The organism is Kushneria sp. AK178, assembly GCF_053903105.1.
Genome location: NZ_CP096381.1, coordinates 630623 through 652501 on the forward strand (window position 1 = coordinate 630623; position 21879 = coordinate 652501).

16 protein-coding genes are annotated in these 21879 nt (G+C 65.8%); 9 read left to right on the forward strand and 7 right to left on the reverse strand.

The window, feature by feature from the left end; translation table 11 throughout:
- Nucleotides 1–191: 191 nt before the first annotated feature.
- From M1D97_RS02885 to M1D97_RS02905, 5 genes are all read left to right on the forward strand, one after another.
- Nucleotides 192–872, forward strand: coding sequence for a (2Fe-2S)-binding protein (locus M1D97_RS02885; RefSeq protein WP_456269249.1), 681 nt, complete (start codon nt 192–194; stop codon nt 870–872).
- Complete coding sequence (locus M1D97_RS02890) at nt 872–1855, forward strand: FAD binding domain-containing protein (RefSeq protein WP_456269250.1); 984 nt, start codon at nt 872–874, stop codon at nt 1853–1855. The genes M1D97_RS02885 and M1D97_RS02890 overlap by 1 nt, the downstream gene beginning before the upstream one ends.
- Before the next feature lie 25 nt (nt 1856–1880).
- Complete coding sequence (locus M1D97_RS02895; RefSeq protein ID WP_456269251.1) at nt 1881–4106, forward strand: xanthine dehydrogenase family protein molybdopterin-binding subunit; 2226 nt, start codon at nt 1881–1883, stop codon at nt 4104–4106.
- A gap of 114 nt (nt 4107–4220) precedes the next feature.
- Nucleotides 4221–5117, forward strand: coding sequence for a polysaccharide deacetylase family protein (locus M1D97_RS02900; RefSeq protein WP_456269252.1), 897 nt, complete (start codon nt 4221–4223; stop codon nt 5115–5117).
- A 17-nt stretch (nt 5118–5134) separates the two neighbouring features.
- Entirely contained in the window at nt 5135–5848 is a 714-nt protein-coding gene (locus tag M1D97_RS02905) for an SDR family NAD(P)-dependent oxidoreductase (RefSeq protein WP_456269253.1), read from the forward strand.
- A 202-nt stretch (nt 5849–6050) separates the two neighbouring features.
- Here the strand turns inward: M1D97_RS02905 and M1D97_RS02910 are convergent, their stop codons facing one another.
- Both M1D97_RS02910 and M1D97_RS02915 read right to left on the reverse strand, forming a co-directional pair.
- A complete protein-coding gene (locus tag M1D97_RS02910; protein ID WP_456269254.1) occupies nt 6051–7172 on the reverse strand; it encodes a CobW family GTP-binding protein in 1122 nt (373 codons plus the stop codon).
- 105 nt (nt 7173–7277) lie between these two features.
- Nucleotides 7278–7721 carry a PACE efflux transporter gene (locus tag M1D97_RS02915; RefSeq protein WP_456269255.1) on the reverse strand — a complete coding sequence of 148 codons (444 nt, stop codon included), beginning with the start codon at nt 7719–7721 and terminating at the stop codon, nt 7278–7280.
- A 117-nt stretch (nt 7722–7838) separates the two neighbouring features.
- On the opposite strand from M1D97_RS02915, the gene M1D97_RS02920 reads away from it, so the two are divergent.
- Nucleotides 7839–8741 (forward strand): LysR family transcriptional regulator, encoded by a 903-nt coding sequence (locus M1D97_RS02920; RefSeq protein ID WP_456269256.1) that lies wholly within the window; start codon nt 7839–7841, stop codon nt 8739–8741.
- A 5-nt stretch (nt 8742–8746) separates the two neighbouring features.
- Here M1D97_RS02920 and M1D97_RS02925 read toward each other — a convergent pair whose 3' ends face one another.
- From M1D97_RS02925 to M1D97_RS02940, 4 genes are all read right to left on the reverse strand, one after another.
- The gene (locus tag M1D97_RS02925; protein WP_456269257.1) at nt 8747–10471 is read right to left on the reverse strand and encodes an HD domain-containing phosphohydrolase; all 1725 of its coding nucleotides are present in this window, start codon (nt 10469–10471) and stop codon (nt 8747–8749) included.
- Nucleotides 10472–10746: 275 nt separating this feature from the next.
- Nucleotides 10747–12396 carry an HD domain-containing phosphohydrolase gene (locus M1D97_RS02930; protein ID WP_456269258.1) on the reverse strand — a complete coding sequence of 550 codons (1650 nt, stop codon included), beginning with the start codon at nt 12394–12396 and terminating at the stop codon, nt 10747–10749.
- A gap of 464 nt (nt 12397–12860) precedes the next feature.
- Complete coding sequence (gene sstT, locus M1D97_RS02935) at nt 12861–14120, reverse strand: serine/threonine transporter SstT (protein ID WP_456269259.1); 1260 nt, start codon at nt 14118–14120, stop codon at nt 12861–12863.
- A gap of 218 nt (nt 14121–14338) precedes the next feature.
- Nucleotides 14339–14770, reverse strand: coding sequence for a hypothetical protein (locus M1D97_RS02940; RefSeq protein WP_456269260.1), 432 nt, complete (start codon nt 14768–14770; stop codon nt 14339–14341).
- A gap of 166 nt (nt 14771–14936) precedes the next feature.
- Between M1D97_RS02940 and M1D97_RS02945 the strand changes: the two genes are divergently transcribed.
- The 3 genes from M1D97_RS02945 to M1D97_RS02955 all read left to right on the forward strand — a co-directional run bounded on the left by M1D97_RS02945 (nt 14937) and on the right by M1D97_RS02955 (nt 20436).
- On the forward strand, nt 14937–17108 hold the full coding sequence (locus M1D97_RS02945) for a tRNA(Met) cytidine acetyltransferase TmcA (RefSeq protein ID WP_456269261.1): 2172 nt from the start codon (nt 14937–14939) through the stop codon (nt 17106–17108).
- Between the two features lie 89 nt (nt 17109–17197).
- Entirely contained in the window at nt 17198–18652 is a 1455-nt protein-coding gene (locus M1D97_RS02950) for an aminoacyl-histidine dipeptidase (protein WP_456269262.1), read from the forward strand.
- Nucleotides 18653–18846: 194 nt separating this feature from the next.
- Nucleotides 18847–20436, forward strand: coding sequence for an adenosine deaminase family protein (locus M1D97_RS02955; protein ID WP_456269263.1), 1590 nt, complete (start codon nt 18847–18849; stop codon nt 20434–20436).
- Nucleotides 20437–20456: 20 nt separating this feature from the next.
- Here the strand turns inward: M1D97_RS02955 and M1D97_RS02960 are convergent, their stop codons facing one another.
- Nucleotides 20457–21656: an MFS transporter gene (locus M1D97_RS02960; RefSeq protein WP_456269264.1), complete on the reverse strand. Its 1200-nt coding sequence runs from the start codon at nt 21654–21656 to the stop codon at nt 20457–20459.
- Between the last annotated feature and the right edge of the window lie 223 nt (nt 21657–21879).

Here is a 21879-nt window from a genome sequence, read left to right on the forward strand (position 1 = left end):
TTGTCTCGACCCCGGGCCAGGCTGATACCGTTCGCCGGCAAACGAGTTGTCCGGCAATCGCTGATATTTCCCGATCTTATAGAGCGCCTCGAGCGCCGCCATCGGTGGCCGGCACCACCGATGTCCATACCGACCGTGACAATGCAGGGCGCCAGCGAGTGCGCACGCCCTGTGGCAATGAGGAGTGATACATGAGTGATCACCGTGACAACGGTGACTCGGGCGTCGAGACCTTCGATGCCCGATCGCCTTCCCGACGACGTTTTCTCAAATCCATGGGGGCCTCGGGCCTGGCGGCCGCCACGGCGCCGGCCTGGGCACAGATTGCCCAGGCCGGTCAGCAGCAACAGGGTGACCCCGTCGAGCCGCAGGAGGATGGCGCGCCCGCCGAGGGCGAGCAGCAGATTCAGCTTACCGTCAACGGCGTGGAACACACCCTGAACGTCACCCCCAACGCGGTGCTGCTTGATGTGCTGCGTAACCGTCTCGAGTTGACCGGCACCAAAAAGGGCTGCGATCAGGGCCAGTGCGGCGCCTGTACGCTGCTGGTCAATGACACGGCAATCAACTCCTGCCTGTCGCTGGCGGTCTCTCACGATGGTGACCGTGTGACTACCATCGAGGGGCTTTCCAACGGGGACGAGCTGCATCCGGTGCAGGCCGCCTTCTGGGAACACGACGCCTACCAGTGCGGCTACTGCACCTCGGGACAGATCATGAGCGCCGTGGCCATTCTCAATGATGACAACATTGGCAGTGATGATGCCTCGGTGCGCGAGGCGATGAGCGGCAACATCTGCCGCTGCGGCGCCTACAAGAACATTCTGGCCGCCGTGCAGGACGCCCGCGGCAAGATGGAAGGAGCGAGCTGATGCGCGAATTCGACTATGCACGCGCCGACAGCACCGATCAGGCGGTGTCGAGCCACGGTGGCGTTGATCAGGCCGCCTATCTGGCCGGCGGCACCACGCTGCTGGATCTGGTCAAGATCGACATCATGCGCCCCGATCAGGTGGTCGACATCAACCGCCTCGAGCTTAATGACATCGAGACGCTCGATGACGGCCGCACCCGTATTGGCGCGCTGGTGACCAACACCGCGCTGGCCCGCAATGAGCGCATCCAGCGCGACTACGCCGTACTCAGCGAGGCGCTGCTGTCAGGGGCCACCACGCAGCTGCGCAACAAGGCCACCACCGCCGGCAACGTCATGCAGCGCGTGCGCTGCCCGTACTTCCGCGATGGGGTGTCGAACTGCAACAAGCGCGAGCCGGGCTCGGGCTGTGCCGCCATCGAAGGCCACAACCGCAGCGTGCACGCCGTGCTGGGCACCAGCGAGCACTGCATCGCCACCCATCCCTCGGACATGTGTGTGGCGATGGCCGCCATCGGCGCCACGGTGACCGTCGAAGGCCCGGAGGGCCAGCGCGAGATCGACTTTCTCGATTTCCACCTGCTGCCCGGCGATACCCCCGAGCGCGAGCACAACCTGAAGCCGGGCGAGCTGATCACCCACGTGACGCTGGACGCGCCGCTCGACAACAGCCGCTCGGGCTATCTCAAGCTGCGCGATCGCGCCTCCTACCAGTTCGCGCTGGCCTCGAGTGCCGTGATCGTCCGCCTGGACGGTGACACCATTCGGGAGGCTCGCGTGGCGCTGGGCGGTGTGGGCACCAAACCCTGGCGCGCCCATGAGGCGGAACAGGCCCTCAAGGGCCAGCAGGCCAGCGAGGCGAATTTCCAGAAGGCCGCCGAGATCGCCCTGCAGGGCGCCACGCCTTATGAGCACAACGCCTTCAAGGTGCCGCTGGGTCAGCAGGCCGTTGTGCGCAATCTCACCACCCTGACCGCCTGAAGGTCTGATCAGACAGGAGCACGTCATGAGTGACAGCATCATTGGCGCCGGTCCCAGGCGCATCGACGGCCGGCGCAAGGTGACCGGCGCTGCCCCCTACGCCGCCGACCATCATCCCGACAACATGGCCTGGGGCTACGGGGTCTTCAGTACCATTGCCCGCGGCACCATTACCGGGCTCGATCTGGAGGCGGCGCGTCAGTCCCCCGGGGTGATCGATATCTTCCATCACGATCACTTTCCCGAGCTGCACCGCTCGCCGGCCTCGATGGCCCAGGGCAACAAGGTCGAGGAGACCCGCCTGCCGTTTGAGGACAACAAGGTCCATTACGAGGGCCAGTTCGTGGCCCTGGTGGTGGCGGACACCTTTGAAAATGCCCGCGCCGCGGCGCACAAGGTGGGCGTGAGCTACCAGGAAGACGGCAATGCCATCGCCAATCTGGATCAGGGCGTCAAGGCCCACGGCACACGGTCCGGCAGTGGCAATCACGAGCGCGGCGATGCGGCCGGCAACTTCGATGGCGCCGCCCACAGCATCGATGTGACCTACACCACGCCGGTCGAGACCCACAACCCGATGGAGATGCACGCCTCGGTGGCGAGCTGGGAAGGCGATCGCCTGACCATTTTCGAATCCTCCCAGGGCGTGGTGCAGCAGCGCGGCGCGCTGTCAAAAATATTTGGCATCCCGCCGTCACATATCCGGGTGGAATCGCCCTTTATCGGCTCGGGCTTTGGCGCCAAGCTCTGGATGTGGCCGCACGCCGTGGCCGCCTCTGCGGCCGCGCGCGAGACCGGCCGTCCGGTGCAGCTGGTGGTGCCGCGTCAGCAGATGTTCACCACCACCGGGCATCGTCCGGAGACGCGCCAGCGCATGCGCCTGGCCACCGACGACAACGGCCGGCTGATGTCGCTGCGTCACGAGTCGATCAACACCACCTCGTTTACCGATCAGTACGTCGAGACCTGCGGCAGCGTCACCAAGAGCCTCTATTCGTGCCCCAACCTGACGGTCAGCCACGAGACCACCCGGGTCAATCGCGGCACGCCCACCTCGATGCGCGCCCCGGGTGCGGCGCCGGGGCTGTTTGCGCTGGAATCGGCGATCGACGAGATGGCCCATGAGGCCGGTGTGGATCCGCTCGAGTTTCGCATGAACAACTACGCCGATCGCGACGAGAGCCAGGATCTGGAGTTTTCCAGCAACCACATCCGCGAGGCCACCGAGCAGGCCGCCGAGAAGTTCGGCTGGCATGACCGCAACCCGGAAGTCGGCTCGATGCGAGACGGTCACGAGATCGTCGGCTACGGCATGGCGGCGTGCAACTGGGAGGCGATCAAGCGCGAGTGCGAGGCGCGGGTCTCGCTGCGCGCCGACGGCACGGCCTATGTCACCTGTGCCACCCAGGACATCGGTACCGGTACCTACACGATCGTGGCCCAGGCGGTGAGCGACATTACCGGCCTGCCGCTGGAGAAGATCACCGTGCGGCTGGGGGATACCAGCTACCCCAGGGGGCCGGTCTCCGGCGGCTCCTGGGTGACGGCCACCACGCTGCCGGCGGTCGCGGCGGCCACTCGCGAGGCGATCAAGGAGCTCAAGGGCTACGCCACCAGCGAGCAGGGCGACTTTGCCGACGTCGACAGCGATAGTGACAGCCTCGTATTCGACAACGGCCGGCTGACCCATGATGGGCAGGGCGTGGACTACGTTGACATCCTGAAGGGCCAGAAGCTCGCCAGCGCCGACGGTCACGCCCAAACGACCGGCGCCGATGACCGCTACTCCTATCGCTCCTTTGGCGCCCACTTTGTCGAGGTGCGCTGGGACCCGGGCATCTCGAACCTGCGCGTCTCCCGCGTGGTCAGCGCCATCGATGTCGGCCGCGTCATCAACTCGATGACGGCGCGCAACCAGGTCGAGGGCGCCATCGTCATGGGGCTGGGCATGGCCCATTTCGAGGCCACCGACTATGACGCGCGCAACGCCCGCCCGGTGAACAACAACTACGCCGAGTACGTGGTGCCGGTGCATGCCGACCAGCCGCCGGAGGTCGATGTGATCCTGCTCGACTATCCTGATCTTGAATTCAACGAATTCGGCGCCCGCGGCATCGGCGAAATCGGGATTACCGGCATGGCGGCGGCGGTGGCCAATGCGGTGTATCACGCCACCGGCAAGCGCATCCGGGACCTGCCGATCCACAAGGAGAAGCTGATGGAGAACATCCCGGCCGTGCAATCGGCCTGAGGTGTTCATTCGCCCCTTGCCGTGCCGGCGCCCGACAGGGCGCCGGCTTTTTAATGTTCGAGCCGGGGGCGGGCCGTTGTGACGTGTGGCCATTTTCATCGACAGGAGAACCGCATGACACTCAATCACCTGCGCCACCACGAGCGCTTTGCCTATCGCCCGATCACCGACCGCGACGATTTTCGCTGGCCCGGCGACACGCGCCTGGCCGTCTATGTCGGCATCAATCTGGAGCACTTTGCCTTCGGCGAAGGGCGCGGTCCCGGCATTGCGCCGCCGGCACCGGACGGTGAGCCGGACGTGCTCAACTATGCCTGGCGTGAATACGGCAACCGCGTGGGCGCCTGGCGCTTTCTGGAGATGCTCGAGGGGCTCTCATTGCCGGCCGGCGTGATCGCCAACACCTCGATTCTCGATCACTGCCCCGAGCTGCTGGAGGCCTTCATGGCCCGCGGCGACGAGTTGATCGGCCACGGCCACACCAACGCCGAGCGTCAGGGACAGCTCTCGCTCAGCGATGAAGCCGCACTGATTGCGCGCTGTCGCGAGCGCCTGTCGGGCCACTTCGGCACGGCGCCCGAGGGCTGGCTGTCGCCCTGGATTTCGGAAAGCGATCGCACGCCGGATCTTTTGCAGGAGGCCGGCTTTGCCTACACGCTCAACTGGTCGCACGACGACCGCCCTACAGCCATGCGCACGCGTCACGGCCGGCTGCTGTCGATTCCCTATCCGCAGGAGTTGAACGACATCCCGACCATCTCGACCCACCGGGTCAGCATGAACGAGTTCGCCACCATGATGCGCGATCAGTTCTTTGAGCTGCTCGAGCAGTCCCGCCATCAACCGCTGGTCATGGGCATCGCCCTGCACCCCTGGCTGACCGGCCAGCCCTTTCGGCTGCGGCTGCTGCGCAGGGTGCTCGCTGACCTGGCCGAACACCGCGAGGCCGAGGGCGTGTGGTGGACCACACCCGGGGCGATCGCCCGCCACGTGGCCAAACAGAACATATGACACTTGGGAGTCTATCGATGAGCAACGAGACCGCATCGCCGCGCGTGGCGATGATTTCCGGCGCCAATCGCGGCATCGGCGCGGCGATTGCCCGGCGCCTGGCGCAGGAGGGCTGGCAGTTGAGCCTGGGCGTACGCCGCCCCGAGGAGATCGATCCGACGCTGACCGGCGACAACGTGCTGGTGCACCACTATGACGCCGCCGATGCCGGGCTGGATCAGGCCTGGGTCGAAGCCACGATCGAGCGCTTCGGGCGACTCGATGCGCTGATTAACAATGCCGGCATCATGATCCCCAAAACGGTGATCGAGGCCGAAGACGCTGACATCGACGCGATTTTCGACATCAACGTCAAGGCGCCGCTGCGGCTGGCCCGCGCCGCCTGGCCGCATCTCAAGGCCACCGGTGCCGGGCGCGTGGTGTCGGTGGTGTCGCTGTCCGGCCACCGGGTCAAGAGCGCGCGTTCGGGGCTCTATTCGATGAGCAAGTTTGCCGCGCTTTCGCTGTCGCACGCGCTCAGAAAGGAGGGCTGGGATGACGGCGTGCGCGCCACGGCGCTGTGCCCGGGGCTGGTCGCCACCGACATGGGCGAGTCGGTCGGCAATATGCCGCCCGAGCAGATGACCCAGCCCGAGGATCTGGCCCGGCTGGTGTTGATGGCACTCGACATGCCCAACACCGCAAGCCTTGCCGAGCTTAACGTCAACGCCTCGCTGGATGACTATTATTAAAATGCCGGCCGCTGAGACGTTCGGCCGCGCTGTCTTTTCAGCCTTCCCATCGCGGCGACAATGACTTCCCGGGGCCGCCCGGCGGGCATCTGACGGTCGTGACGCTCCCATGAGGCCGGCGCGCTCGACACGCTGCGCCCGGTCACGACTGATCGCCATGGCCTGTTCGGGCCGTGTTCAAAAGCGCCTCAGCCATCAAGTCTCAGCCGTCGAGAAAGTCGCCCAGCGTCATTTCCAGCGTCTCTCTGGGGATGTCGCGGGTGATGAACACCAGCCGCGAGAAGCGCGCGCCGCCCGGCCACGCCTCGAGCTCGACCGGCGGGTGGAAAAGGTGCTGCACGCCGTGAATCACCAGCGGCCGGTCGCGGCCCTCGATATCCAGCATGCCCTTGATGCGCAGCATGTCGTGGCCCATGAGGCTGGTGACCATCGACAGCCACGCCTCCAGCCGCGAGGCCTTGATGGGACGTTCGAACACGAAACAGTGGGCGCGGATGTGATCGTCATGGCGGTTGGGGTCGCCTACGGGCGCCGCCGGCATCATGCCGGCCTGAACCTCGGCCCGGTCAACGCTTGCAAACAGCGCCCCCGGAGAGAGTGTGGGCGAGTGCGGCGTCGAGGCCCTTGCGTCAGCCTCGCCCAGCCAGCGCTTGATATCGGCGCTGCGCGCGTCCATGTCCTCCGGTCCCAGGCCCAGAAGATCATCGGCCTCGATATGGCCGTGATCGAGCAGTTGCTGTGGTGCCCCCGGATTGATCGCAGCGAGCCGCTGGCGCAGGGCGTCGAGCTGCGCTTGCGAGGCGACATCCCGTTTGGTGATCAGCAGCAGATCCGCCATCGCCGCCTGGCGCAGCGCCTCCTCGTGACGATCCAGCGTCGTGCTGCCGCTGGCGGCGTCCATGACGGTGACGATGCCATCGAGGGCGTAGTGACGCGCGACTTTTGCTTCGCTCATCAGGGTGTGGACGATGGGCGCCGGGTCGGCCAGGCCGGTGGTTTCGATGATCAGCCGGTCGAAATGACGCTTGCCCTCGCGGGCAAAGCGCCACACCGCATCGCGGAGCGTCTGTGCCAGGTCGGTGCGAATCGAGCAGCAGATACAGCCGTTGCTGAGCTCGATCTGCTCGCCATCGGTGCTGGCGGCAAAGAGCTCGTGATCCAGCCCGATCTCGCCGAACTCGTTGATGATCACCAGCGCCCGCGACATGCTCGGCTGCTGTACGAGATGGTTGAGCAGGGTGGTCTTGCCGCTGCCCAGAAACCCGGTCAGCAGGGTGACCGGGATGCGTTTTGCGTCCGGTGAAGAGGTATCGAAATAGGACATGTCGTGGCCTGAAAAAGCGGTGAGCGGCGCGTGCCATTGATCAATAATGTTACTTTATAACAAGTTGGTCAATTCGGCGATGGCACCACGCCCTGTCCGCGTCACTCAGGCATTCGCCGAGGCCTCGGCCCCGCGTGAGGCCGGCACGGGAAAGACGATGTCGTAGACCCAGTTGAAGACAAAGGCATAGACCACATAAAAGAGCGCCAGCGAGGTCACCAGCGGCGCGGCCTGAGCAAGCGTGATGCCCAGATAGAGCGCGATCAGCGGCAGCAGCACGCAGATCAGTCCCAGCTCGAAGCAGATGGCGTGAACCACGCGCATGATGACGGTCTTGTGGACATGGCCGCGCAGGCGCAGCAGGGCGTGATCCACCCCCAGGTTATAGACATAGTTCCAGATCGTGGCGACCACGGCGCTGATCACGCCGACCATGCCCATGTGGCCCATGCTCAGGGAGAAGAGCAGATGCCCCAGCGGCATGACGATCAAAAGGCCGATGATTTCAAACATCAGGGTGTGGCGAATACGGTCGGGTACGGTACGCATGGTGTCCATCTTCCGGTCAATGTGGTGGCGCACTATCATTCATGAAAGTGCCCAACCCAAGTTGGAATCCATCTGTTTTGTCGATGGATCATTGATTGATCTTCTTCGGAGTGTGTCATGACCCCGACCCTTGAACAGCTCAATGCGCTGGTCGCCACCGCCGAGACCGGGTCGTTTTCGGCCGCCGCGCGGCGTCTCGGCAAGGCGCAGTCGCTGGTCAGCACCCATGTGGCCAACCTGGAGCTGGATCTGGGGCTGACGCTCTTTGACCGCAGTGCCCGGCTGCCGGTGCTGACCGCCAGCGGCGTGCGCATGGTGGAAGAGGCGAGAGGCGTACTGACCCGACGCGAGCGCTTTCTGGGCGTGGCGCGCCATCTCGAAGCGCACATCGAGCCGCGGCTGAGCCTGGCCATCGACGAGTTCTATCCCGAGCGCCTGATCGGCGGCCTGATGCAGGACTTCGCCCGGCAGTTCCCGAGCGTGGAGCTCGAGATGCACTTTCCGCTGCTGGAAGACGTCGGCCATATGCTGGCATCCGGGCAGGCCGATCTGGGCGTGATCTGCCGCCCGCAGTCCCTGTTTCCCACGCTCGAGACCCGCGCGCTGGGGCGCGTGCCGCTGCGGCTGGTCTGCGGGCAGACGCACCCGCTGGCCGGGGCGGCCAGCGTCACGCCCGAGGATCTGCGACAGCACCGCCAGCTGATCGTCGCCACCCGCGGCCAGCCCGGCTCGCGGCTGGCCGAGCGCGTGGGGGCGGATGTGTGGTGGGTCGAGAGCCATTTCGTAATGCTGGAGCTGGTCAAGCACGGGGTGGGCTGGACGCTGATGTCCGATCACGTGATTGCGGCCTCGCCGGCGCGGCTGTCACTGGTGACACTGGCCGCCCCGGCGCTCGAACGCTGGATCGCGCTGGAGCTGGGCTGGCACGCCAGCCGCGGGCTGGGTGTGGCGGGCAGCTGGCTGCGCGATCGCTTTCTCGACCAGCCCCTGACGCCGCCGGTGCCGCTCGAGCGCGACTGACGGCGTCAGAAGGGCGTCAGGCCAAAGCCTTCGGGGCGCATCAGCCCCTCCAGCGTGCCGAGCTGGATAAAATCGACCCGGCTCAGAATGTCGTTCATGGTGCGTCTTTCACGTCCCAGATGGCGCACCACGCGCACGCGCTGTGGCTGGCCGCTGCCATCCAGCTCCATCACCCAGGCCAGAAAGCCGCTGGAAAACTTCACCAGACTGCCGATCGGGTAGAAGCCATGACGCTGGATGTAGCGCGTCACCCAGCGCTTGTCGAAGCAGTCGGGGCGATGGTAGAGATAGCGATAGGCTTCGATGGCCGTTTTGCCGCGTCGAGCGCCACGGGGGCGTGTCATGCCATCCATGGTATCGACCACGGCCGCCATGCGAGCGATCGGTGAGAGCGCGTCTGCCTTGAGGCCCTGCGGGTAGCCGCTGCCGTCCAGACGCTCGTTGATGCATTCGATCACGTCATGGCGCATCATCGGCGTCAGCCAGTCGGCACCGTCAAGAGAGGCCAGCAGCACGGCGACATGGGTGCGCAGATGATCACGCTGACGGGGGTCGAGCAGGCCCTCGATCGAGGGCAGCGAATCGTCGACCAGCATCGGCTTGCCCATGTCATGCACCAGCGCAGCGATCACCACTTCACGGGCGTGGCAGGCGTACTCTGGCTCGCTCAACACCAGGTCCCCCAGCCGTACCGCGACGTTCAGCGAGTGCTGCAACCAGGTGGGTTCCCGGTGCAGGCAGTGCAGGGCGTAAAAGAGGTTCTGGCGATGTTGGTCCAGCAGTCGCAGCAGAATATCAGCGCTGTGGAGCACGCACCTTGACGGCAGCGGGCGCTGGTTCTGCAGGGCCAGCAAAAAGATATGCAGCTGACGGCCCACTTCAAGCAGCGCCCCGACCATGGGCGTTTCTTCGGGTTTGTTGCGCTGGCGCCTGGCATTGCGCTTGTAGCCCGGCTCACTGGAAGAGTAGAGCGGCGACGGAAAGCTCATGCGCCCGCCGGCACCGGTGCGATAGGCCGCCTCACGCTCGGTCTCGTTGACCAGTTGCATCAAACGCTGTTCTTGCGCGCGATCGGTATTGATAAAGCGCACGCCGATGGCGGCAAAGCGCGACCGCCCGGCCGGGTTGACGTGGCGGACCTGCGCCATCGAGGAGAAGTGTTCACCGTCGGGGAAGGACAGCTCGAGTCGGGCAATGAACTCATCGATTTTCAGCGGTACGCTGTCGGCCAGGGGCACTTCCAGCAGCGCGCCACCGATGGAAAGGTCACGCAGCTGCCCGATAATGAATGGCTGGTTTTCATACAGGCTGATACTGGCTCTGACCTGCATGGCCTCCAGCAGCGTCACGCGTTTGTCATTGCGCTTGGATGTGGTGTAAAGCACCTGCGGCAGTGAACACCGGATGTGCAGCAGATCGTCCTGGCGCAGCACCTCAAGCGCGACAAGCTGCTCGAAGTGCAGCGCTTCGACATTTTCCTCGGCCCTGAGCGTCAGCGACTGATCGACCAGCTCGGCGGCCTCGAGGCTCTGCGCATCCAGCAGGGACAGCGACAGGGTCCGATCCTCGTGGTCGAGGCGATGCAGTGTCACCGGATACACAACCGAAGACTCGCCCGGACTGATGGATAGCGCATGGGTATGATAGCTCAGCGCCTCCATGACACCCGCGATATGCTCGGCATCGCGAATTTCAATACGGGGGCGCGTCTCGGTCTCGAAAGTTGTCATCGAAAGGCCTGCTCGATATAGGTATCGCACGATTTAATAGCGCAGTCATGGGTGATATCGGCAGGCGGAAGAATTAATTCAGATCAGGATATTTTTCCGAAGGAGACGTCACCATGGGTCGCTCAACGTAAAAGGGCGAGGCTTTCAGGGGCATTCATTGGCGGGAGACAACAAACCGCACGGCGCGCTGGCGTTCGATGTGATTCGTATGGATCGGGGGGCATCATCTCGAAGACTGTCGGCGCGCGATAATCGCGCGCCGTCCCTGCCCGGCGCTAGAAGGGCGAAAGCTGAAAGTTTTCAGGATGCAGCGAGGTTTCCAGTTGACCCAGCTGATGGAAGTCGGCACGACTCATGATGTCATTCATGGAACGACTGTGGTTGCCCCTCTGGTGGCGGACCACCCGGACCTGCCGGGGCTGACCGCTGTCGTCGAGCGCCATCACCCAGGCCAGATACCCCCGTGAAAACCTGACCAGGCTGCCCACCGGATAAAATCCATGGCGCTGGATATAGCGCGTCACCCAGTATTTATCGAAGCATTCAGGGTGATGATACAGATAGCGATAGGCCTCGATGGCCGTCATGGCCGGACGATCCCCGCGGGAGCGGGTCATGGCATCGATGGTATCAATCACGCTGGCCATGCGTGCCACCGGAGACAGGCGCTCCCCCGTACGCGCTTCGGGATAGCCGCTGCCATCGAGTTTCTCGTTGATGCAGCCAATGACCTCATGGCGGATCGTGGCATCAAGCCAGTCGATGCCGTCAAGCCCTTGCAGCAGCGCCGTGACATGGTGGCGTAGACGATCGCGCTGCTCATCGTTGAGCCTGCCTTCAAGGGAGGTCAGCGGCTCTCCCAGCAGCATGATCTTGCCCATGTCATGGAGCAGGGCAGCGATGACGGCCTGACGGGCGCGTGGGGCATGTTCGGGTTCGGACAGCATCATATCGCCCAGCCTGGCCGCGACCGCAATGGAGTGCTGTATCCAGACCGGTTCCTGCGCCAGGCACTGGATGGCGTAGAAAAAGTGCTGACGATTCTTTTTCAGCAGGGACAACAGGATATCAGCACCGGTGAGAATGCTTCTGGCAGGCAGCGGTCGCTGGTTCTGAAGCGCCAGCACCATGATATGCATCTGACGCGCGATTTCGCGGATGGCGGCCACCATGGGCGCCTTGTCGGCAGCGTGCTGGCGCTGGGCGTGGCAACGCCTGTTGTCGGACGGATGGGAGATATAGAGCGGTGACGCGAGACTCATTCGGCTGTTCTGGCCGGTGCGGTAGGCCATCTCCCGTTCGGTTTCGTGAACGATACGAATAAGGCGCTGGCCCTGGGCATGGTCCAGGCTGATGAACGCCACACCGATAGCCGCATCATGGGAGCGCCCGGCAGGGTTGACGTGTCTGATGTGCCCCATGGCCTCGAAGCGCTCTCCATTGGGAAAGACAAGCACCAGGGTGGGAATGAGCTCATTGACCTTCAGGGGGGCGCTCACGGTCAGCGGTACTTCCAGCAGCGCCCCACCGAGTGAAATGTTGCGCAGGCTGCCCGAGATGGGGGGCTGATCCCTGTACAGGATAATTTCGACCCTGACCTGCATGCCCTTGAGCAGGGAGATACGGGCGCTGTCGCGTTTTGAGGTGGTGTGCAGCAGCTCGGGAAAAGAGCCCTCGATGTTGAGCATATCGCCATCGCGCACCGTCTGACGGGCGATCAGGCCTTCGAGAAACAGTGCTTCGGTATCACACTCGGCTCGTATCGACAGGGGGCGCTCGAGCACCTCGGACGGCATCATGCCCTGAGCATCCAGCAGCGACAGGGAGATCGTCCGGTTCTGATGATCGATGTGGTGCAATGTCACCGGGTAGGCGCTATCCGCCCCGTCGATGCTGATCGACAGGGCATGGGTGCGATAGCTCATGGCATCAAGGACACCAGCGATATGCTCGGCATCGTGTATTTCAACCCGTGGCGACGTTTCAGGTTCGAAATGGGGCATCGGAGAGGCCTTCTACGCTGACATGAGACCAAACGGCATGGGTGCTGTTGTCATGACTATCGGCGCAGAAAGAATTAAGTTGAGATGTTTGGGTAGCAGCGGACCCACATGGGGTCGAGACGTTACCAGCGACAAGCGTTTGCGCTGCCGGACCGCCTGGACACCGATCAGGGATGGCGCGCTGCCGGATAGTGAGCATGTAACGCCAGGGCCGGCAGCAGGGCCGGTTCATCCGTTCTGGTTCGATATCGAACCGACGGCAACAATCCCGGCTCGGCACGGCGATGCCTTTCTGAGCTGCCGCCCAGGCAGCTCAGGAACGCTCAACACCTGCAAAAGCGCAGCACCGATCAAATTTGCTGCTGCGCATGTTCTGGCCGCCGGTGTCAGGCCGTCTCGTTGGATGTCTCTTCGCCCAGACGTCGTCGGGCGCCCGGGGAGCGACAGGCCGCGGCGGTAAAGAGCACGTCGGTGGAGGAGTTGAGGGCGGTCTCGGTGGCGTCCTGCAGCACGCTGATGACAAAGCCGACGGCGACAATCTGCATCGCGACGTCGGCGGAGATGCCGAACAGACTCGCCGCCATCGGAATCAACAGCAGCGAGCCGCCGGCCACCCCGGACACGCCGCAGGCTGCGAGCGCCGAGACCACGCAGAGCAGAAACGCCGTCAGGAAGTCGACGCCCAGACCCAGCGTGTTGGTCGCGGCGAGTGTCATCACGGTGATGGTGATCGCCGCGCCGGACATGTTGATCGTCGCGCCCAGCGGAATCGATACCGAGTAGGTGTCGCGATGCAGGTCAAGGCGTTCGCACAGCGCCAGGTTGACCGGGATGTTGGCCGCGCTGCTGCGGGTGAAAAAGGCGGTGATGGCGCTGCCGCGCAGGCAGGCGAACACCAGCGGATAGGGGTTCTGGCGCGTATGGGCGAACACGATGAGCGGGTTGGTGACCAGCGCCACGAACGCCATGCAGCCCAGCAGCACGCCGAGCAGATGGGCGTAGTTGGCAAGTTCTCCGAGGCCGGTATCGGCGAGCGTGTTGGCGACCAGTCCGAAGATGCCCAGCGGGGCGAAACGGATGATAAAGCGCACCAGCCCCGATACCGCATCGGACAGATCCCCCAGCGCGTTGCGGGTGGTGTCGCCCGCCTGGCGCAGCAGCAGCCCCAGACCCACCGCCCAGGCGAGAATGCCGATAAAGTTGGCCTCCACCAGCGCATTGACCGGGTTGTCGACGGCGCTCAGCGCAAGATTGCGCAGCACCTCGAGGATGTTCGAGGGCGGCGTGCCGTCGGCGGGTGGGGCGTCGATCGCCAGCGTCGTCGGAAAGGCGAAGCTCGCCACGACCGCCACCAGCGCGGCCACCAGGGTGCCGACCAGATAGAGCCCGAGAACGCCGTGGACCTGCGTCGGCCGGCCGCGCTGATGCGCGGCGATTGCCGCCATCACCAGCACGAATACCAGAACCGGCGCGATCGCCTTCAGGGCGTTGATGAAAAGGTCACCGAGGATGGCCACCGACTGTGCGATGCCCGGCGCCCAGAGGGCCAGCAGGGTACCGGCGACGATGCCGACAAGAATCTGCGTAATCAGCCCCGGACGGGGCAGTGAAGCTCGGGAGGAGCGATGATCGGAGCTGGCGGACATGGAGCACTCTTGTAGACCGGGAGGTGTGATGCGCAGGCGCCGGGGAAATCTCGAGGAATAGGCGCGAAACGGCGCATTCTAGCACCGCCACGCCGGCCATACGCCATCGCTTGTGTGGGCCGTTCAAACGGTGTGGCCATCAAATGCTCGGTGCGGTCACAAGGCCATCAGGGGACTGGCGCCCTGTGATGCCATGATTCGCGGTCGAACAGGCCGCCCTAGTCCGTCGACCAGGTGCGCCCGCCCGGCGGGTTGGCGTTGCCGTTCTCGCAGGCCATGCCGGCGCTTGAGTAGCTGCGCGAGCCGTCACTGTGGCGGCAGACGTTGGCGTCGCCGTCGCGCACGCCGTCGTAGCCGTTGAGCCGGTAGTTGTCGGGCACGTAGTTGCTGCGCCAGTGCTCCAGCTGCTCGGGCGGCAGAATCACGCCGACATCCACGTCGCGGGTGGGGTCAAAGCGCTGCGGGTTGCGAATGCCAATGGGTGTGTGGCGGTGCGGCAGACGGTGATGGTCCAGGCTGGGGCGGCGATGGTCGAAAATCGCCGACTCGCCGGCCATGGCCGCCTGGGGCGGGCCGGCAAGCGTCACGGCGGTGACAAGACATGCCAGAAAATGACCCGGTCCGGTGAGTCTGAATGATCGGCGCTGCATGGCGTCTCTCCCTGTGCCTGAGCCGCAATCGATGCGGGCCTGAAGGGCATTATCGGCGCGTGGCGCGCGTTCTAAAGCCCCTGCGGAGAATATAGCGCGTCCGGGTCGCGCCCGTGGGCCATATCCGGCATGCTCTGGCGCCATGTTGCCCCTGCTGGAGGTTGTCTTGTCCGACGACGATATCGAGACGCTGCGCCGGTGGCGTCAGACGCTTGAAGCTACCCGACACCGCGGACTCCTGTGGCTTGCCGGTCCGGCGGAGAGAGTGCGCGCGCGCGCCGCTGCCGTGCTCGAGGCGCTGGCACTGACGGATCTTTTGTGGGTCGGCGCGCCGTCTCGTGAGGAGGTCGGGTCGGCCGTCGAGTCTCTGGCGATGAACAAGGCGCGCACCCGGCTGGGCACCGAGCAGGGCGCGGTGGTGCTGGACGCCTTCAACGGCTTCGACCCGGATGCTGTCGGCGCGCTGGCCGGTACCGTGCGCGCCGGGGGGCTGCTGATTCTGCTCACGCCCGATCACTGGGGAGAAACGCCGGATCCCGACTACGCGCGCCTGGCCGATCACCCGCTTGAATGGCCGGCGCTCACCTCGCGCTATCTGGCGCGCCTGTCGCGGCTGCTTGTCGCGGACAGGGCCGTGGCGCGCTGGGTCGACGGGGAGCGGTTGCGTCTGCCGGAAACTGTCATCGATGCGCCGGTCGAACCGGCGCCGGTCGAGGACGACGACTGTCTGAGCCCGGATCAGGCCCGCGCGGTGACGGCCATGACGCGGCTGCGCCGGCGGCGGCCACTGGTGCTCACGGCCGATCGCGGCCGCGGCAAGAGTGCCGCACTCGGGATTGGCGCGGCGCGGCGGCTGATGCAGGGCGATACGCGCATCCTGATCACCGCCCCGCGCGCGGCCAGTGTTGCGCCGGTATTCGAGCGCCTCGCCGCCCTGCTGCCGGAGGGCGTGCTGCAGGATCAGCGCTTTGTCTGGCAGGGGCGCGAGGTCTGTTTCGTGGCGCCCGATCGGCTGGTGGAGAATCTTGAGCCCTGGGGCGGCGATGGCAGCGTGCTGCTGATCGATGAGGCGGCGGCGCTGCCGGCAGCGCTGCTGCACGAGGCGCTGCGGTACTTCCCGCGGGTAGTGTTCGCCACCACCGTGCATGGCTACGAGGGCAGTGGCCGCGGTTTTGCCCTGCGCTTTCGCGACCGGCTGGATCAACATACGCCGCAGTGGAAGGCCTTGAGGCTCGATACGCCCGTGCGCTGGAATGCGGGAGACCCGCTGGAGCGTAGCGTGACCCGGCTATTGGCGCTGGCCGCCGAGCCGCCCGTTGACCGAGACACCTTTGAGGCGGTGTATCACCATCGCCTCGACCGGGACGCGCTGGCCCTGGATGAGCCACGGCTCGAGGCGCTGTTCGCGCTGCTGGTGCAGGCCCACTACCGCACGTCGCCGGCGGATCTGCGCACCCTGCTGGACGGGCCGAACATCGCCATCGAGACGCTGGAGAGTGCTCCGGTGGCGGGCGAGGGGCAGCTGCTGGCGGTGGCGGTAACGGTGGACGAGGGCGGCTTTGACGAGGGGCTGGCCGAGCAGGTGGCCCGCGGCGAGCGCCGCCCGCGGGGCCATCTGATGGCGCAGTCGCTGGCCCTGCACGGCGGCGTGGTCGAGGCGGCCACCCACCGGCTGCGCCGGATCATGCGGCTGGCGGTGCTGCCCGGGCGTCAGCGTCAGGGACTGGGGCGACGGCTGATCGAGACGGTGGTTGAAGGCGCGCGCCGTGACGATATGGCGCTGCTGGGCGCCAGTTTCGGCGCCGAGCCCGGGCTGATGGCCTTCTGGCAGCGCTGCGGGCTGGCCTGTGTGCGCCTCGGGCTGCATCCCGAGACTTCCACCGGGGAACACCCGATCATGATGAGCCGGGCGTTGAATGAGCCGGGGCGTGCGCTGCAGCGTCTTCTGGACGCGCGCATGGCGGCGCAGCTGCCGGGGCTTTTGGCGTTCGAGCTGTCAAGCCTCGCGCCGGCGGTGGTGGCGCAAACGCTGCGCGACCGGACCGTGACGCCCCCTGAGGCACCGGCGACCGCCCGGGTGCCGCTCGAACGGCTGGCCTTCGGGCAGGCGCCGCTGGTGCCGAGCCGGCAGGCGCTGACGTGGTGCGTGCATCAGGCGCTTCTGGACCTGGAGGACAAAGCCGTTCCGCCCGAACTGATTACCCTGTGTGGCGTGCTGTGGCAGGGGCGGTCACTGACCTGGCTGGCCCGACGTGAAGGGCTTGCCGGCAGTACGCAGGCGATGGACTGGGTGCGTCACCGGACGCGCGAGCTGATTGATGCGATGCCGTTCTCATGACGGCGCCCCGCCGGCAGGGCTGAAGGGGCGCGGTGAATGGCGTATTCTTGAGGGCAGCCATCGAGTCATACCCCATCGGGAGAGTCTGCGTGAACGAACATCTGGACACACTGGAACCCACAAACCTGTGGCGCCATTTCCGCACCTTCTGCGAGGTGCCGCGCCCGTCCGGCAGGGAAGAGGCGCTGGCCAAACGCCTCGAAGCCTGGGCCACCGACAAGGGGTTTGAATACGAGCGCGACGAGGCCGGCAACCTGCTGATCCGCAAGGCCGCCACCCCCGGCCATGAGGACCGCCCCGGCGTGGTGCTGCAGGGTCATCTGGACATGGTCTCCCAGGCCGCCCCCGGCGTGACTCATGATTTCGAGCGCGATTCGATCGACACCGAAATCCGCGACGGCTGGCTCTACGCCCGCGGCACCACGCTGGGCGCCGACAACGGCGTGGGCGCCTGCGCGGCGCTGGCGATCCTGGAAGAGGAGGGACTCACCCACGGCCCGCTCGAGGCGTTGATGACCGTCGAGGAGGAGGCCTCGCTGGTGGGCGCCATCAACCTGAAGCCGGGCTGGCTCAAGGGGAAGTATCTGCTGAACCTGGACTCCGAGGACGAGGGCCAGGTCTACATCGGCTGCGCCGGCGGCGCCTCGGTGCGCACTACCGCCACCCTGCCGGAGGCCCCGCTTGATGACTCGATGGAGACCCTGAGCATCAGCGTTCACGGTCTCAAGGGCGGTCACTCCGGGCTCGACATCCACCAGGGGCTGGGCAACGCCAACCGGTTGCTGTCGCGCCTGTTGCACCGTCTCTGCGACCAGGGGCTGCGGCTGGTCGATTACGACGGCGGCACCATGGGCAACGCCATCACGCGGGAAGCGCGGGCCACGGTGGTGTTCCCGAAGCAGCACCATGAGGCCGCGATGGCGGCGATCGAGCGCTATCAGTCGATCTATCGCGAGGAGCTGGCCGGTATCGATGACGGCGTCACCATCAGCGTCGAGTCGGCCCACGCCGAACGCGCGCTCTCCGGCGAGGACAGCTACCGCCTGATGGGCCTGATGCACGGCCTGCCCTACGGCGTGGCCGGCATGAGCCGCTCGGCGCCGGGGGTGGTCGAGACCTCCAACAACCAGGGCGTCGTGCGGCTCAGGGATCAGCAGTTCTCGATCCAGCTGATGGTGCGCTCGCTGCGCGACTCGACCCGCGATGAGCTGGTGGCGCGCATCGCCTCCCTGATGCGCCTGACCGGCTTTGAACCGAAGATCAACGAGGGCTATCCGGGCTGGACGCCCGAGCCGGAGTCCGAGCTGCTGGCGCGCTTTGAACGCGTCCATGAAACCGTCACCGGGGAAGCGCCCGAGGTCCGGGTCATTCACGCCGGGCTCGAGTGCGGACTGATCGGCTCGAAGAATCCGGGCATGCAGATGATCTCGTTTGGCCCCACCATCCGCGGGGCCCATACCCCGGATGAGCGGGTGGAACTGAGCGCGGTGGAAAACTTCTACGGCGTGCTGCGGGCCATGGTCGAGGATCTGGCGCAGCGCTGAAGGGGCATGCGTTACCGGTCCATGCATTACTGATAACAAGGGGGCCTTCGGGCCCTCTTTTTTAATGCCCGCGACAGGGGGCCCGGGGCTGACCGGCAGGACAGTGCCCGGCGGTCTCGCTACCATGAGCAGGGGCGCCGGCCGGTGCGACGGTCGCAGCACTATCCGTATCACAATCAAAAAAAGGACGTTTCATGTTGACCCATCTTCTCTCCTGCCGGCAGCGGCTGGCCACGGTCGTGACGCTGGGCGCTGCCGTACTGCTGGCCGCCCCCGCCGAGGCCGACAGTGACCGTACCGAGCATACCGCCGACGTCATGGCGGAGATTCGCGACCAGCCACCGAAACTGCGCATGTTCCTGCAGCGCATGCCCAAGGGCGGCGACATCCATCACCATCTGTGGGGCACGCCCTGGCCGGAAACCCTGCTGGCCGAGGCCGGCGAGACGGGACTGTGCGTGCGCGCCGATGGCTCGGCCATCGCGCCGGCGCCCTGCGACGGCGACGACCTGGTGCCCGCCGAGGGGCTGGCCCAGCGCGACAGCGCGCTCTACGCTGATCTCCTGAACGCGCTGTCGATGCGCAACACGCCCACCGGCCCCGGCACGCCGCCCATCGAGGGCCATGACCAGTTCTTTGCCACCTTTGACCGTTTCGCCCCGGTGGCGGCCGGCTCGCCCGGGGCGCTGTTGAGCGCCTCCCAAAAGCTGGCGGCGCTGGATCATCAGCGCTATCTGGAGACCATGTCCAACCCGGTGGCGCTGCACGGCTTCGGCGCCATGGCGCAGTCGCGCGATCTTGATAGTGACGATCTCGACGCGGCCTGGCAGGCGCTGTCGCCCGAGCTCGAGTCATCTCTGGCGGAAGCGCGGCAGGAAGTCGATGACATGTTTGCCACGGCCGCCTCGCGCCTTGGCTGTGACAGCGACGAGGCCGCACCGGGCTGTGACGTCACGGTGCGTCTGCAGGGCTTTGCCGTGCGCACCCAGGCGCCGATGGCGGTCTTTGGCGAGCTGATGATGGCCTTTGCGCTGGCCGATGCCGACCCGCGCTACGTGGGCGTCAACCTCGTGGCGCCGGAGGATCACCCGGTGGCGCTGGCCGATTACGACCGCCACATGCAGATGCTGGCCTTTCTCTCAAACCATTACCCCGACGTGCCGCTGGCGCTGCATGCCGGCGAGCTGACCCTCGGGCTGGTGCCGCCGTTCGAGCTGCGCGATCACATCCGCAAGGCCGTCGAGGTCGGCGGCGCCCGGCGCATCGGTCACGGCGTGTCGATCGCCCACGAGCAGGGCGCGCCGCAGCTTTTGCAAGCGATGGCGGAGGAGAACGTGGCGGTGGAGATCAATCTGACCAGCAACGACGTGATTCTGGGCGTGCGCGGGGCGGAGCATCCGCTCAATCTCTATCGCGACGCGGGCGTGCCGCTGGTGCTGGCCACCGACGATCAGGGCGTGTCGCGTATCGATCTGACCCATGAGTACGAGCGCGCGGTCACCGAGCACGGCCTGGACTATCCGGCGCTCAAGCGGATGGCGCGCAACAGCCTCGAGTACAGCTTTCTGGACAGCGAGAGCCTGTGGGCCGAAGGCGGGGTGGGCGAGACGCGCGTGGACGCCTGTCAGGGTGCCGCGCTGGACAGCCCGCCCGGGGATGCGTGTGCCCGCCTGATCGAGGGCAGTGATCGTGCCCGGCTGCAGTGGCAGCTCGAGCAGGATCTGGTGGCCTTTGAGGAAGAGGTGGCGCAGTGGCCCGCGATGTTCGGCGACAGCGAGCGCTGAAAATCAAGGGGGCGGCCCGGTTACGACGCCGGGTCCGCCGCCACCGGGCGGCGCAGCACGCTGACCAGCACACTCAGCGAAAGCAGCATCACGAAGACACCGTAAACATAAATCGTGGCTTCCAGGCCGAATTGCTGAGTGGCAATGCCGGCGGCCAGTGCCGGCAGGCTGGCGGAGAGATAGCTCACCACGTAAAACACCGCCATCAATGAGGAGCGCTCGCCGGCCGGCGCCAGCGGCATGATGGCACGCAGCGCGCCCATGAAGCCCGAGCCGAACCCCAGTCCCGCCACACCGTAGCCGGCAATCAACAGCACCAGGCTGTGCTGGTAGACGCTGATCAGCACCACGACCAGTCCGGCGGGCAGCAGGGTGCTGGAGAGCAGCAGGATGGTGCGGGTCGTGTAGCGGCGAAAGCGCCAGACGCTGATGCCGCCCATGACCGACAGGATGCAGGCCAGAAGCCCGCCCATCACGGCGCTGTGGAACCCGGCGACCTGTTCGGCCAGCGCCGGGCCCAGCGACAGGCTGAAGCCGCCCAGCGCCCAGGCGGCCACGTTGGCCGGCATGGTGCGCACAAAGGTGGGCAGGACCACGGCCGGCACGCGGGCGCGTGGGGTCATCGAGGCCAGCGCGCCGGGGCGGCGCGTCACGCTCTCCGTCATGCGCCCGAGCCCCGCGACCTGCCAGGCGAACAGCACGATCATCACCACATACACCAGCCGCAGCGGCCAGGGGGCGCCGGCGACCAGCACACTGGCGCCCAGCGCGCCCAGCCCCATGCCGATCATGGGGGCGACGCTGGCCATGACCGGGCCGCGCTGGTGGTCGCTGTCCAGCAGCGCGGCGCTCAGCGCACTGGTCACGATACCGGTGGCCACGCCCTGCAGCACACGGGCGGCAAACAGCCAGCTCAGGTCGGTGGCCACGAGAAAGCAGACCATCGAGGCCAGCTCGACCAGCAGGCCGGCGAGGATGACCGGGCGACGGCCGAGATAATCCGACAGCGCGCCGGTGAACAACAGCGTCACCAATAGCGCAAACAGATAGCTTGCAAACACCAGGGTGAGCATGAACGGCGAAAAGTGCCAGCTCTCCTGATAGAGCGGATACAGCGGTGTGGGCACACCGGAGGCGGCCAGAAACGCCATCAGCACCAGGGTATAAAACACCAGCTGGCGCGGGCGGCAGCCGTTTGAGGCCGTGACATCACGGGACATGAGAGGCGACACCTGGGTGGATAACGGCAATTGAAGGGGCGCCAGTGTAGGCGATTCCCCCGGCAGGGTCAGATGAATGTTGCCGGTCACGCCCGCCTGAACCGCCACACCCTCGGCAGCGCGGCGGAAAACTTGAGGGTGGCGAGTGAATAAGGCATGAATTCGTGCGTATTCCGATTGATCGATCCGCTCGCGGGCGTGGCACCCTTGGCGCCATGACTTG